The following is a 14,629-nucleotide window of genomic DNA, read 5'->3' as shown; positions in this document are numbered from 1 at the left end:
ATAATTAATCAACGTAAAAAGCTATATATCATGAATGATAACAATAAGAATTTGGAAGATCAGCAATATGATGCCATTGTAGTTGGTACTGGAATTTCTGGTGGCTGGGCTGCTAAAGAACTTTGTGAAAATGGTTTAAAAACATTAGTTTTAGAAAGAGGAAGAATGGTAGAACATGGAGATTACCCTACTGCTTATTTAGATCCATGGGATATGCCAAATGGAGGTAAAGCTACTCAAGAAATTATAAATCGTAAACCAAAACAACATAGAACAGGCTACACCACTCAAGCTGCTAGAGAACACTTTTTTGTTGATGATGTAAAACATCCTTATAATGAAGATAAAAGATTTGATTGGATAAGAGGATATCATGTTGGAGGAAGATCTTTAATGTGGGGTAGACAAAGTTATAGATTAAGCGATATTGATTTTGAAGCAAATAAAAAAGACGGAGTTGCTGTAGATTGGCCAGTTCGTTATAAAGATATTGAGCCTTGGTACGATAAGGTTGAAGAGTTTATTGGTGTTAGTGGACAAAACTTAGGCCTTAAACAATTGCCAGACCAAAAGCTTTTAAAGCCAATGAATTTGAATTGTGTAGAACAACACCTACAAGCAAAAATTGAAGAAAATTTTGATGATGATAGGGTTTTAACCATTGGTAGAACTGCACATATCACAGAAGGAACTAAAGAAGGAATGGGTAGAAGTACCTGCCAATTCAGAAATCGATGCATGAGAGGATGTCCTTTTGGTGCTTATTTTAGTAGTAACTCATCTACTTTACCAACTGCAGCTGCAACTGGTAATATGACACTTAGACCAAACTCAATTGTACACGAAGTTATTTATGATGATGTTACAAAGAAAGCCACTGGAGTAAGAGTTATTGATGCCGAAACTAAAGAAACACACGTATATAATGCTAAAGTTATCTTTTTATGTGCTTCTGCTATTGCATCAGCCTCAATTTTATTACAATCAAAATCAGAACGTTTTCCAAATGGTTTAGGGAATGATAGTGGAGAATTAGGCCATAATATTATGGATCATCATTTTCATGTTGGAGCTTCTGCAAAAGTTGATGGTTTTGAAGATAAATACGTTAAAGGTAGAAGACCTAATGGCTTATATATTCCAAGATTTAGAAATTTGGGAGGAAAAACAAATGTAGATTCCTTTATTAGAGGTTATGGTTATCAAGGTGGAGCTAGTAGATCTTCTACTTCTGAAATGGTAGCAGAATTAAAATATGGACCTAAATTAGCAGAAGAAATTTTAAAGCCTGGAGAATGGAGAGTTAACCTTTTAGCTTTTGGAGAAACTTTACCAGATCATAAAAATAGAATGTATTTAGATGAGAGCAAAAAAGATGAATGGGGCTTACCAACTATAACTTTTGATGCTGAATTTGGTAAGAATGAATTTGCAATGCGTAAAGACATGCAAGAGCAAGCAATAAAAATGTTAGAATCTGCAGGCTACAAAGATGTTCAAGGTTATGATAATGGTGGAATGGCTATGGGATTAGGTATTCATGAAATGGGAACTGCAAGAATGGGGAGAGACCCAAAGACCTCAGTATTGAATGAAAATAATCAAATTCATGCCTGTACAAATGTATATGTTACAGATGGTGCATTTATGACTTCTTCTGGTTGTCAAAACCCTTCTTTAACTTATATGGCTTTTACAGCAAGAGCAGCAAATCATGCAGCTAACGAATTAAAAAAGAACTCATAAAACTAGAAATATGAAACGTAGAGAAGCCATAAAGAATATAGGATTTGCAGCTGGATTTGCAGTAATTGCTCCGAGTTTTTTGAGTATGTTACAAAGCTGTACTACAGAAAAACTTTGGACACCTAAATTTCTAAAGGAGGATGAACAAAAAGCATTAATTAATATTGTAGATATTATTCTGCCTAAAACAGAAAACACACCTTCTGCAACAGAAATGAATGTACCTCAATTTATTGATAAATATATTGATGAAGTTCTAGAGTTAGAAGATCAAGAAATTACAAGAGCTGGCTTTGCCAACATTATTTCAAAATTAAAAAGCAATCCAGAAGACTCTATAGATGATGTAATTGCAGAACAATACACAGCATTACTAGATAAATACATACTTCTAAAAGGAGAAGATGATGCTGAAAGATTGGCTAATCCCGAAGGTGAAATGATGACAACATCTGAATTTTTAGGACAAATAAAGTGGATGACGATCAATGCCTTTTTGACATCTGAATATGTAGGAGAAAACATTTTGGTTTACGAACCAATACCTACTGCTTATTATTGTGGAGATCTTCAAGAATTAACAGGAGGAAAATCGTATTCTTTATAAGACATAAAACAAAAAAATCAACTAACCATTATTTTTTACAGCAAGAAATGAAACAACATTATCTATTAATATTCATTTTATTTTTTGCTGTTTTTTTTAGCTGTAAAAATCAAAAAGCAACTTCAGAAAAAGCTGAATGGAAATCTATTTTTAACGGTAAAAATCTAGATGGGTGGACACCTAAGATAGCAGGCTATGCATTAGGTAACAATTATAAAAATACCTTTAGAGTTGAAAACGGAATTTTAAAAGTTTCCTATGATAATTACGACACGTTTACCAAGCAGTTTGGCCATCTATTTTATGAAAAATCGTATCAAAACTATAGACTAAAACTTCAATATCGATTTGTAGGTAAGCAAGTTAATGGTGGCGAATCTTGGGCCACAAAAAACAGTGGAATAATGTTGCATTGCCAAGAACCAAAAACCATGCTTTTGCAGCAGGAATTCCCTATTTCTTTAGAAGCACAATTGCTAGGTGGCACTAACGTAAATATCAAAAGACCTTCAGGAAACCTTTGCACGCCAGGAACTCATGTAGAAATCAATAATGAAAAAATTACAGAGCATTGTATAATTTCTGATAGTGAAACTTTTTATGATGATGAATGGGTAGATGCAGAAATAATAGTAACAGATACTATAATTAAGCATTACATCAATAATAAATTGGTAATATCTTACAACAACCCCACTATTGGTGGCCAATTTTTAGATACAGCATCAAAAGATATTCAAGATAATAGTGGTGAAAAATTAAAAGGTGGCTTCATCTCTTTACAAAGCGAAAGCCACCCAATTGAATTTAAAAATATTCAAATTATGGAATTGCAATAATTCCAATTTCTAATTTACTTCACAATAAACTTACCTTTCATCATCGCAAAATGTGCAGGAAAACTGCAAATAAAATCGTACTCACCAGCTGCTGGTGCCGTAAATTCTATAGTTGTAGATTCGCCTCCACCAATCATTTTAGTATGTACAATAACATCATCAGAAGATTCTGGTATATAATCATTTTCTTTAGAGACTGCTGCAGCTGCTGCAAAGGTAGACATTTTTACACCTTGCTTTAAAATCACCACATTATGACCCATTATTTTTTTATCTAATTTACCTGTATGGGTTAAGGTTAATTTTACTTTTTGATTCGGTTTTACATTAATTTCTTTAGTACTAAATTTCATTTTATCACTCGTAGAAATAAATACATTTGCAACACCATTTTCATCTACAATTACGGTTGGTTTTTTCTCTTTCTTTTGCTTCTTTACCACTGTCTTTTTTGTAACCTTTTTTTCTGCAGATTTCTCTTCTTCTTTCTTACTTTCTCCACAACTAAAAAAGAGGGTAGCTCCTATTAATACTAGTAAAATTCGTTTCATTCTATCTTAATTTTATTATTTAATAAATATATAAATTTTTGTCCTAAAAGCATATAGTTTACGCTCTAAATTTTTCTAAATAAAGAATAAAAATAGTACCTTTCTAAAAAGTTTTAAAAGATGCATAAGACTAATTTAAAAGAGATTGCAAAAACGCTTGGATTTTCTGTTGCTACAGTTTCTAAAGCATTAAATGGCTACTCTGATGTTAGTGAAAAAACAAAAAAACTAGTCTTAGATTTAGCTGAAGAATTAAATTATACACCAAATTCTTTTGCTGTTAATTTAAGAACTAATGAATCTAAAACCATTGGTGTTATTATACCAACAATGGTGCATTATTTTTTTTCTAATATTATAGATAGTATTTTAAAAGAATGTGAAGAGCGAGGTTACATGGTTATTATCATGCAATCGAATGAAAATTATGAACTTGAAAAAAAACAAGTAGATCTATTATTAAGCAAAGGTGTAGATGGTATTTTAATCTCTTTATCTAATAAAACAAGAGATACTTCTCACTTAAAAAAAATCAAAAATTCAGGAATTCCACTTATTCTTTTTGATAAAATTGATAAAACTGTACAATGTTCTAAAATTATAAATGACGATAGAAAAGCGGCGTATGAAGCTGTAAGTCATTTAATTAAAAATGGAAATAAAAGGATTGCACATTTTAGAGGAGCATTGAATCCTCAAAATTCTATAGATCGATTTTTGGGTTACAAAAAAGCCTTAACAGATCATAATATTGAATATGATCCTTCTTTAGTATATGAATGCAAGAACAACAATAGAGATGATTTTGTTGAAGGTGCAGAAATTGCAAAGCAATTAATGGAAGATCATAAAAGTAATGTAGATGCAATTTTTACTGTAAACGATCTAATTTCTATTGGAACCTTAAACTATTTTAACAAAAACAACATTAAAGTGCCTGATGAAATTGAACTTTTTGGTTTTAGTAATTGGTTTATGACCAATGTTACAACACCATCAATCTCATCAGTAGAACAAAACGCAAACAAAATAGGTAAAAAGGCTGCAGAAATTCTATTTAGAGAGTTAGAACAAAAAGCTAAGGAAGAAGAAATTACCTACGAAACACATATTATAGAAACTGAATTAATTTTTAGAGATTCTACCAGTAATAAAATAAAATAAATTACTTTAGAAGTTTAAAATCAGTTGGGAAACCGATTTTTTAAACGCAGCTTGTCCCTACCAAAATCTAAGAAATATGCCAAAAAAAGGGAAAGAAAAAAACACTCTTAATAAAGCAAAACATTCTAAACTGATGCAACAAAAAATCAGTAAAGTGAAGTTAAAAAAACAACTTCATAAGGAACGTTTAAAAGCTATTATTCAAAAAGTTAATCAAGAAAAGAAGAGCGAAGAATGAGTTTAAAATATTACTTAGGTAGTATTGTTTCTCTACCGCTTTTACCCATTTTAATTTTTCAAGGAAAAAAAATTAGAGCATCTGTACCAAAGCTACCAGAAGCAAAAAATCCTAAAGGATATATTAAAAAAACATCGTCAAAAACATTAAAAATGTTAGTTATTGGCGAAAGTACAATTGCAGGAGTTGGAGTTGACTTTCATGAAAATGGATTTACAGGAATTTTAGCAAAAACACTTGCTGGTCAAAATGAGGTTTCTGTTTTATGGCGTGTTTATGCAAAGAGTGGTTATACTGCAAAAATGGTTAGGAGAAGATTACTTCCAAAAATAGAAGACACTACAGCAGATTTAATTGTAATTGGTTTAGGTGGTAATGATGCCTTTAAATTAAATTCACCTGACGTTTGGATTATTCAAATTAATAAACTGATTAAAGATTTAAAGAGAAAATACCCTAAAACTCCTATTTATTTCACGAATATGCCTCCAATAAAGGAGTTTCCTGCCTTTACAAAAACTATAAAGTTTATTATTGGTAATTTGGTTGAACTGCTTGGAAAACGTTTGCACAATAGGGTCAAAAACAAAGAAAACGTTTACTATAATAACGAACTAATAACCTTAGAAAGTTGGCAAAAAAAATACAATCTAGGAGATGATGTATCTGCTTTTTTTAGTGATGGTGTGCATCCTTCCAAACTAACTTATCAACTTTGGGGAAAAGATATGGCTAATTTTATCATGAAAACCAAAAGCTTTCAAACATGGTTGCAGAAGAAATAATTAAACATTTTCAATTACAAGAACATCCAGAAGGTGGCTTTTATAAAGAAACGTATAGAAGTGATATTACAGCAAAATCAAAAAACTTGGCTAATGAATTTGATGGAGATAGAAATTTATGTACCAGCATTTTGTTCTTATTGACATCAGAAAAATTCTCCGCTTTTCATAAAATTAAGCAAGATGAAATCTGGAATTTTTATAAAGGCACTACATTAAAACTGCATCTAATTTCACCTGAAGGAAATTACAGTTTTCAACTTATTGGAACAAATTTTAACTTGGGTCAAATACCTCAATTTACAGTGCCAGCTCATTGGTATTTTGCTGCAGAAGTTTTACAACAAAATTCATTTTCGTTTGTAGGTTGTACAGTTTCACCTGGTTTTGATTTTAGAGACTTTACTTTACCTTCTTGCAAAGAATTAGTAAAAGAGTTTCCTCAACACCAATCAATTATTGAAAAACTTACACATCATTAAAATAAAAAAGCTCTGAATTATAATAATTCAGAGCTTTTTTATTGATAGATTTTAGGATTCTATTTATCTATAGACCCCAAAACACGTTTCATAAAATTATTCAATGCATCTTTTTTTGGAGCACCTTCCTTTATCATTTTATCAACTTCAATAGCTCCATACATATTAGAAATTAATTCACCAATAACATCTAATTCTTCATCTTTTAAAGAAGGAACTTCTGTTAAAGCTTCTAAGGTTTCAATAGTTTCTAAGACGTAGTCTTGATCGTTTTCTTCAATAAAACTAGTTAAATGTTTAATTACTGGTAATTTCATAACTTATTGAATTTCAGAAACTAATTCTTTTAAAACATCAAACTTATTGGTTTGTGTTTGATTTTTTTTCTCTCCACCTACAAAAGTTGCAAAAGTTGGTAAATTGCTTACATCTGCTAATTTTCTACTTTCAGGAAATTTTTCAGCATCTACCATTACAAATTTTATATTGTCATTTTCATTAGCCAATTTTTTAAATTTTGGCTTCATAATTCTACAGTTACCACACCAAGTAGCAGAATACTGTACAATTACTTTTTCATTACCTTCTACAATAATTTGTAAATTATCTTCTGTTAATTCTTGTACCATAATAATTTTGTTAGAATTATGGGTTGTAGAATAAATTCTACAACCCACAACTTATATTAAATTTAGTGACTAGCTAAATACTCTTTTGTTCCTTTCGCATTTGCTTGCATTGCATCTTTACCTTCTTCCCAGTTTGCAGGACAAACTTCTCCGTTTTTCTGTACGTGAGAATAAGCATCAATTAAACGTAAAAATTCATTTACATTTCTACCTACAGGCATGTGGTTAATACCTTCATGAAATACTGTACCTTCTTCGTCGATTAAATATGTAGCTCTATAAGTTACATTATCACCCTCTACTTGCACTGTACCAGTTTCTTCATCATATACTTCGTTAGAAATGTCTAAAATTCCTAATATTGAAGATAAGTTTCTATTACTATCTGCTAAAATTGGGTAAGTAACACCTTCTATACCTCCATTATCTTTAGAAGTACTTAACCAAGCAAAGTGAACTTCTGCAGTATCACAAGATGCACCAATTACTACAGTGTTTCTTTTTTCAAATTCTGGTAATGCCTCTTGAAAAGCATGTAACTCTGTAGGACATACAAAAGTAAAGTCTTTTGGATACCAAAATAACAATACCTTCTTGTTATTGTTTACTGCCTCTTCTAATACATTTAATTTAAATGTATCACCCAAATCATTCATTGCGTTTACATTAAGATCTGGAAATTTTTTACCAACTGCTGTTGCCATATTAATTATTGTTTATGATTATTCTATTTTACAAGCACAAAGATATTTGGATTGTTCTCATTTTAAATGGCATCCTGAATTAATTAATTTATAGTAGAATAAGCTTTGATTATTTTGTTTTTTACAAAACATTACCATCACTTATTCTTATGATAAAATAATAATTATAGATAAAAATTATTTAAAAAAATATTGTAGCTTTGAACTATCAAATTTTAAAAACCAAATCTTATGAGCAACACAGACAATTTTGATATTAATAAAGATACTGGTAAATGCCCTTTTTTACATGGTACACCAACAAAAACTGCTGGAGGTGGAACTACGAATCGTGATTGGTGGCCAAACGAATTAAAATTAAACGTTTTACGTCAGCATGCTTCTAAATCTAATCCTTTAGGTGAAGATTTTGATTATGCAGCTGCATTTAATAGCTTAGATTTTAACGAATTAAAGCAAGATGTTCTTAATTTAATGACAGATTCACAAGATTGGTGGCCTGCAGATTACGGACATTATGGAGGATTTATGATTAGAATGGCTTGGCATAGTGCAGGTACTTATAGAGTAATTGATGGTAGAGGTGGTGCAGGATCTGGAACACAAAGATTTGCTCCTTTAAATAGCTGGCCTGATAATGGAAATTTGGATAAAGCAAGATTATTACTTTGGCCAATAAAACAGAAATATGGTAATAAAATTTCTTGGGCAGATTTAATGATTTTAGCCGGAAATTGCGCATTAGAATCAATGGGTTTTCCTACAAAAGGTTTTGCTGGTGGTAGAGAAGATGTTTGGGAACCTGAACAAGATATTTATTGGGGAAGTGAAACAGAATGGGGTGCAAATGAAAAAAGATATGAAGATGGTGAATTAGAATCTCCCTTAGCAGCTGTTATGATGGGTTGGATTTATGTAAATCCAGAAGGTCCTAATGGTAATCCTGATCCTTTAGGTTCTGCCAAAAATGTAAGAGAAACATTTGAGAGAATGGCTATGAATGATGAAGAAACTGTAGCTTTAGTTGCAGGAGGTCATACTTTTGGAAAAGCGCATGGGGCAGCAGATCCAGATAAATATGTTGGCAACGAACCTCATAGAGGTAAAATTGAGGAAATGAGTACTGGATGGAAAAACTCTTTTCAATCTGGAGTTTTAGATGATACCATTACAAGTGGTATAGAAGGTGCTTGGACACCAAATCCTACTCAATGGGATGCTGACTATTTTGATGTATTATTAAACTATGAATGGGAATTAACTAAAAGTCCTGCAGGTGCTTATCAATGGACGCCAACAGCAGAATCTAAAGCTAAAATGGCTCCAACAGCTGGAGATCCTAATAAGAAACAGGCGTTAATGATGACTACTGCAGATATTGCACTAAGAATGGACCCTAAATACTTAGAAATTTCTCAACGTTTTCATAAAGACCATAAAGCATTTGAAGAAGCTTTTGCAAATGCATGGTACAAACTAACTCATAGAGATATGGGACCTACAGAACGTTATTTAGGCCCAGAAGTACCAAGTGAGGAATTATTATGGCAAGACCCAATACCTAAAGTGGATTACACATTATCAGATAATGACATTGACACCTTAAAAGCGCTTATTTCAGAAAGTGATTTAACTGTTTCTGAATTAGTAAAAACGGCTTGGGCATCTGCATCGACTTATAGAGGTTCAGATAAACGTGGAGGAGCTAATGGAGGTAGAATTTGCTTAGAACCTCAAAGAAATTGGGAAGTAAATAATCCTGAAGAATTAGAAAAAGTTTTAACAACTTATGAAGCAATCCAGAAAAAATTTGAGGGTGAAATTTCAATAGCAGATTTAATTGTTTTAGGAGGTTCTGTTGGTGTAGAAAAAGCAGTTAAAAATGCTGGATACAATTTTAATGTAGCTTTTACAGAAGGAAGAGGAGATGCAACTCAAGAACAAACAGACTTAAAATCATTTAGCTATTTAGAACCAATTGCAGACGGATTCAGAAACTATATAAATTCTGATTTAAAAATGGCTGCTGAAGATTTATTGATTGATAAAGCAAACTTACTAACGTTATCTATACCTGAAATGACTGTTTTAGTTGGTGGGTTACGTATGTTAGGCGCAAATTATGATGGATCTAATCATGGAGTTTTTACTGATAAGAAAGAGACTTTAAGTAACGATTTCTTTAAGAACATTTTAGACTTCTCATATACTTGGAAAGCCGCAAATTCAGATGAAAAAGAATTTATTGGTAGGGATAGAAAAACCAATGCCTTGAAGTTTACTGGAACTAGAGCTGATTTAATTTTTGGATCTAACACTGAACTTAGAGCAGTTTGCGAAGTTTATGGTGCAGCAGATGCTGAAGAAAAATTTGTTAAAGATTTTATTGCTGCTTGGACGAAAGTGATGAATTTAGATCGATTCGATTTAAAATAGAAACCAATTATTATAAAGTTAAAAAGAGGAAATATTTAAAATATTTCCTCTTTTTTTATTCTTCCTTTTGTTCATTATCACTTTGAATTAAAGGATGATCTTCTATGTTTAATCCAACCACTTTAATTATACTAATTACAGCATTAAACAGCATTAAAACAAGACTAATGAACCCTTATTAAAGTTTAGAAACAAAATTTTAAACACAGCCATTACTTACTAGCAAATAGTTTAATATCATTTGCAGAAACTTCTTTTTCACCTAAAATAATTAAACGTTCTACAACATTTCTAAGTTCTCTAATATTACCTGTCCAATCGTATTTCTGTAACAAGACAATTGCTTCTTCAGAAAAAACTTTTCTTGGGGTACCTTGTTCTTCAGAAATTTTTGTTGCAAAAAAGTCTACCAATAAAGGGATGTCTTCTCTCCTATCATTCAAAGCTGGTACTTGAATTAAAATTACAGCCAATCTATGATACAAATCTTCTCTAAATCTGCCCTCTGCAATTTCTTTTTTTAAGTTTTTATTGGTTGCTGCAACTACTCTAACATTAACTTTAATATCTTTGTCTGAACCTACTCTACTAATTTTATTTTCTTGAAGAGCACGTAATACTTTTGCTTGTGCAGACAAACTCATATCCCCTATTTCATCTAAGAAAATGGTTCCTCCATTTGCAGCTTCAAACTTACCTGCCCTATCCTTATTTGCTCCTGTAAAAGAACCTTTTACATGACCAAAGAGTTCGCTTTCTATTAATTCAGAAGGAATCGCAGCACAATTAACCTCGATCATCTGTGCTTTAGAACGTGAAGATTTTTCATGCAGCCAATGTGCAACTAGTTCTTTACCTGTACCATTAGGTCCTGTAATAAGAACTCTAGCATCGGTATCAGCTACCTTTTCTATAATATCTTTAATGTGAGAAATTGCATCACTCTCACCCACCATTTCATAATTCTTGCTTACCTTTTTCTTAAGCCTTTTATTTTCAACAACTAAAACTTTTTTATCTAAAGCATTTCTTACTGTATTTAAAAGACGATTTAAATCTGGTGGTTTAGAAATATAATCAAATGCGCCTAAACGCATTGTATTTACTGCTGTATCTAAATCTCCATGACCAGAAATCATTACAATAGGTACTTCTGGTTTTATCTTTTTTGCTTTTTCTAAAACCTCAACACCATCCATTTTTGGCATTTTAATATCACAAAGAACTAAATCATAATCATTATTCTTAATCATTTCCATTCCTTGTAAACCATCTTCTGACTCTTCTACATTATACGCATCATTTTCTTCAGAAATAATTTTCTTTAGTACTCTGCGAATTGCAGCTTCATCTTCTATAATTAATATTTTTGACATCTATATTTTAAATTTTATTCCTGTTCTTAAATAAAAGGCATTTACTCTATCTAAAGTAAATACATTCTCTCTGTCTTTATCTCTTAAAACATTGTTCATTCTCAGGGTATACCCTGTATAGGCATACAAAACTAAATGCTTGTTTAGTAAATATTCATAACCTAAACCAGAAACCACAACCGATAAAGAAACATTATCTACTTGCTTGTTTAACACTGCAGTAGGCCTTTGCAAATGGGCAAAATAACCATCTATACTTACAAATGCTTGTACTGTATTTTTTTCTTTAAAGTAATATTTTACGTTCGATTTTGGAACACCTGCATTAAAAGACCAAGATTCATTTACTTGCCTAAAGTAACTTACAAATGGTAATGGAAAAGGTATACCTGTTGTTGTATTATAGGTTAAACCTAAAATTAGCCTGTAAGGTCTTTTTATAGTTGTGGCCATTGTTCTATCATTCACAAAAAATATACCACCATTTAAAAAAAGATCATCTCCTGATATTTTTTCTGTTAATGTTGATGCTAATCTTGGTGTAATTTTAAAACCTGTTCTCCACCTTTCATTAATTTTAAAAGTGTATCCTAAATTAATATCTATTACAGTTAATGTTTCTAAAAGTGATTTATCAAAAGGATAACTATCGTTTAAATTTAAAAAAATTCTGTTGTATTCTGCACCAACAAAAATATATCTATCTTTTTTTAATTCTATAGGATAATTAAGTAGTGCTCTAATTCTAGTGTATTGATCTTCTGAGTTACTTTTAGGAATAAAAGAGTATTCTAGCCTTGCTAAATCTGTTAACTGGGCATTAGTAATACCTGCTGATAATAGAAACAGCAGCACTAAAATACTCTTTTTCATAGTTATTATTTTTCGCTAAACATATGCACATCTCTTTGAGGAAAAGGAATGGTTATGTTGTTTTCTCTAAAAGCTTTATCAATTTCAAAACGAATATTGCTTTGGGTAAATCTTACTTCGAAACTATTATTTAATGTAAATGCAACTTTAAAATTTAGACTACTGTCTGCAAAATCTGTAAATAACACTACAGGTGCAGGATTTTCTAAAACAGTAGGTTGTGCCTCTACAACCTCTAACAATATTTTTTTCACCAACTGAACATCTGAGCCATAGGCTACTCCAACATCAACACTTTCTCTGGTTTCTGTTCCGTTTTCTGTCCAATTAAACAAAATGTTGGTTAAATATAAATGATTTGGAATTACTAGTACCTTATTGTCTATGGTTACAGCTCTAGTAGTACGCAATCTAATATCTAAAACACGTCCAACTTTACCTTCTAATTCTATAATATCACCTACATGAACAGATTGATCTACTAAAATTATAATTCCAGAAAAAATGTCTTGAAACAACGTTTGCAAAGCCAAACCAACACCAATTAAAAGTGCTGCTGACGCTGCAAAAACAGCAGTAACATTTACTCCTGAAGTATGCATTGCAATTAAGAAAATAATTAAAAAGACAATCCATCTAATATAGCCAAACACGCTAACAAACTTCAGCTTGTCATTATTAGGCATTTTTCTAGTAATGAATTTTCTAATCAAGTTTAAAATAAATGAGGTAACCAATAAGGCAACTACTACAAATAACAAACCTCTTACTGTAATACTTATCTCATCACTAAAAACAAATGTAAAGTCTAAAATTGAGGTGGTTTCATCTACAATTGTATCCTTAACTTTCTCTAACGTTTCTTGCTGCATTTATCCTTTATATTTTAACCATTTGTATAAATCTTTATAAGTTGGTTTCTTACCATACATTAAAATACCTACTCTGTAAATTTTTGCAGCTAACCAAACCATAAAAACAAATGTAACTAAAAGTAGGGTCATAGAAATTACCAATTCATACCAAGAAACTCCAAAAGGAACTCTCATTAACATTACAATAGGACTAGTTAATGGTATGTATGAAAAGGCTACTGAAATTGGACCATGAGGATCGCTGATTACAGTTGCAAAACCAACGTAAACTGCCAAAATTAAAGGCAACATAATTGGTAACATAAATTGTTGAGTATCTGTTTCGTTATCTACAGCTGCTCCAACTGCCGCAAATAATGAACTGTAAAGCATGTAACCCCCTAAGAAATAAAAGATAAATAATAGAAATAATTTTAAAATTGGCAATCTTAAAATTTCTTGAACTACTACTTGCATTTTGTCTGCTCCTGCAGCCTGTTTAGCAGCCTCTAATTGTTCTGGGGATATATTTTCGGTTTGCATTTCAACCATATCTACACCAAATTTAGAAGAAGCTACAGTTGTAATTATAAAAATTATGATACCCCAAATAAAGAATTGCAATAAACCTGCAGAGGCATTACCTATAATTTTACCCAGCATTAACTGAAAAGGTTTTACAGAAGAAACTATAACTTCTATAATTCTACTTGTTTTTTCTTCAATTACACTTCTCATTACAGAAGTACCATAAACCATTACAAAAACCATGAGTAAATAACCTGCAATTGCTCCTACTCCAATTTTTAAACCGTTAATTAATTTAGAAGATTCCTCGCCAGAAAAATTATACATCTTAATATCCGATTGCACTCTAGATGCATTAATCTTGTCGATATCAATACCAAAATTATTTAATTTTTCATTTCGAATTTTAGATTCTACCTTGCTTTCTAAAGAATTCATTACAGACATTCCTGGTGAATCTTTTGAATAAAATTCAATAGATTTGGCAAGTATTTCTAAACTGTCCTGTTGTGGAATAATTAATGCTCCATAAAAATCACCCTCTTCAACTTTCTTTTTGGTTTCCCCTATACCATAAGATGTAAAATCTTTATAGTGTAATGTTTTGGTATTTTTAAAATCATCTTGAGAAAACAAACCAGAATTATCTACATAAACAATTTGTTTCACTTTTTCATCGTTCTTTTTCATTAAGAAAAAGACCAAAGCACCCATCCCTACCATAATTAGAGGACTTAAAAAAGTCATCACTATAAACGATTTATTACGAACCTTAGCAATAAATTCTCTTTGTATAATTAGTTTTAACTTGCTCATT

General features: G+C 31.1%; 16 protein-coding genes. 8 read left to right on the top strand and 8 right to left on the bottom strand.

The window, feature by feature from the left end:
* Positions 1–30: 30 nt before the first annotated feature.
* From V7R38_RS12355 to V7R38_RS12345, 3 genes are read left to right on the top strand one after another with little or no spacing between them, the layout of a single operon-like run.
* Positions 31–1,746 carry a GMC oxidoreductase gene (locus V7R38_RS12355; protein ID WP_015480804.1) on the top strand — a complete coding sequence of 572 codons (1,716 nt, stop codon included), beginning with the start codon at positions 31–33 and terminating at the stop codon, positions 1,744–1,746.
* A gap of 10 nt (positions 1,747–1,756) precedes the next feature.
* Positions 1,757–2,353, top strand: a complete 597-nt coding sequence (locus V7R38_RS12350) for a gluconate 2-dehydrogenase subunit 3 family protein (protein WP_334058878.1) — start codon at positions 1,757–1,759, stop codon at positions 2,351–2,353.
* A 47-nt stretch (positions 2,354–2,400) separates the two neighbouring features.
* Complete coding sequence (locus V7R38_RS12345; RefSeq protein WP_334058876.1) at positions 2,401–3,192, top strand: 3-keto-disaccharide hydrolase; 792 nt, start codon at positions 2,401–2,403, stop codon at positions 3,190–3,192.
* A gap of 14 nt (positions 3,193–3,206) precedes the next feature.
* On the opposite strand, the gene azu is transcribed toward V7R38_RS12345, so the two are convergent.
* The gene (azu, locus tag V7R38_RS12340; protein WP_334058874.1) at positions 3,207–3,743 is read right to left on the bottom strand and encodes an azurin; all 537 of its coding nucleotides are present in this window, start codon (positions 3,741–3,743) and stop codon (positions 3,207–3,209) included.
* Positions 3,744–3,863: 120 nt separating this feature from the next.
* On the opposite strand from azu, the gene V7R38_RS12335 reads away from it, so the two are divergent.
* The 4 genes from V7R38_RS12335 (at position 3,864) to V7R38_RS12320 (ending at position 6,412) form a co-directional block, all read left to right on the top strand.
* Complete coding sequence (locus tag V7R38_RS12335) at positions 3,864–4,907, top strand: LacI family DNA-binding transcriptional regulator (RefSeq protein WP_334058872.1); 1,044 nt, start codon at positions 3,864–3,866, stop codon at positions 4,905–4,907.
* A 76-nt stretch (positions 4,908–4,983) separates the two neighbouring features.
* On the top strand, positions 4,984–5,145 hold the full coding sequence (locus V7R38_RS12330) for a hypothetical protein (RefSeq protein ID WP_015480809.1): 162 nt from the start codon (positions 4,984–4,986) through the stop codon (positions 5,143–5,145).
* Positions 5,142–5,930, top strand: a complete 789-nt coding sequence (locus V7R38_RS12325) for an SGNH/GDSL hydrolase family protein (RefSeq protein WP_334058869.1) — start codon at positions 5,142–5,144, stop codon at positions 5,928–5,930. Before V7R38_RS12330 ends, V7R38_RS12325 begins: the two co-directional genes overlap by 4 nt.
* Positions 5,912–6,412, top strand: coding sequence for a cupin domain-containing protein (locus tag V7R38_RS12320; RefSeq protein ID WP_334058867.1), 501 nt, complete (start codon positions 5,912–5,914; stop codon positions 6,410–6,412). Before V7R38_RS12325 ends, V7R38_RS12320 begins: the two co-directional genes overlap by 19 nt.
* 59 nt (positions 6,413–6,471) lie before the next feature.
* Here the strand turns inward: V7R38_RS12320 and V7R38_RS12315 are convergent, their stop codons facing one another.
* The 3 genes from V7R38_RS12315 to V7R38_RS12305 all read right to left on the bottom strand — a co-directional run bounded on the left by V7R38_RS12315 (position 6,472) and on the right by V7R38_RS12305 (position 7,745).
* Complete coding sequence (locus V7R38_RS12315) at positions 6,472–6,729, bottom strand: DUF6952 family protein (RefSeq protein ID WP_334058865.1); 258 nt, start codon at positions 6,727–6,729, stop codon at positions 6,472–6,474.
* A 3-nt stretch (positions 6,730–6,732) separates the two neighbouring features.
* Positions 6,733–7,041 (bottom strand): thioredoxin family protein, encoded by a 309-nt coding sequence (locus V7R38_RS12310; RefSeq protein WP_015480813.1) that lies wholly within the window; start codon positions 7,039–7,041, stop codon positions 6,733–6,735.
* Between the two features lie 62 nt (positions 7,042–7,103).
* Positions 7,104–7,745 (bottom strand): peroxiredoxin, encoded by a 642-nt coding sequence (locus tag V7R38_RS12305; protein WP_334058863.1) that lies wholly within the window; start codon positions 7,743–7,745, stop codon positions 7,104–7,106.
* 231 nt (positions 7,746–7,976) lie between these two features.
* Here V7R38_RS12305 and katG point away from each other — a divergent pair, with 231 nt between their 5' ends.
* Complete coding sequence (katG, locus tag V7R38_RS12300; RefSeq protein ID WP_334058861.1) at positions 7,977–10,181, top strand: catalase/peroxidase HPI; 2,205 nt, start codon at positions 7,977–7,979, stop codon at positions 10,179–10,181.
* Between the two features lie 212 nt (positions 10,182–10,393).
* Here katG and V7R38_RS12295 read toward each other — a convergent pair whose 3' ends face one another.
* The 4 genes from V7R38_RS12295 to V7R38_RS12280 are packed head-to-tail and all read right to left on the bottom strand — an operon-like array spanning position 10,394 to position 14,628.
* On the bottom strand, positions 10,394–11,557 hold the full coding sequence (locus tag V7R38_RS12295) for a sigma-54-dependent transcriptional regulator (protein WP_334058859.1): 1,164 nt from the start codon (positions 11,555–11,557) through the stop codon (positions 10,394–10,396).
* A complete protein-coding gene (locus V7R38_RS12290) occupies positions 11,558–12,430 on the bottom strand; it encodes a DUF6268 family outer membrane beta-barrel protein (protein WP_334058857.1) in 873 nt (290 codons plus the stop codon). It lies immediately after the preceding gene.
* 5 nt (positions 12,431–12,435) lie between these two features.
* A complete protein-coding gene (locus tag V7R38_RS12285) occupies positions 12,436–13,302 on the bottom strand; it encodes a mechanosensitive ion channel family protein (RefSeq protein WP_334058855.1) in 867 nt (288 codons plus the stop codon).
* Positions 13,303–14,628 carry an ABC transporter permease gene (locus tag V7R38_RS12280; RefSeq protein WP_334058853.1) on the bottom strand — a complete coding sequence of 442 codons (1,326 nt, stop codon included), beginning with the start codon at positions 14,626–14,628 and terminating at the stop codon, positions 13,303–13,305.
* Position 14,629 lies beyond the last annotated feature (1 nt).

The organism is Polaribacter sp. P097 (assembly GCF_036864555.1).
In the GTDB taxonomy this organism is placed as follows: domain Bacteria; phylum Bacteroidota; class Bacteroidia; order Flavobacteriales; family Flavobacteriaceae; genus Polaribacter.
Note: the sequence above shows the minus strand (reverse complement) of the source record. Positions and strands in the feature narration are given on the sequence as shown.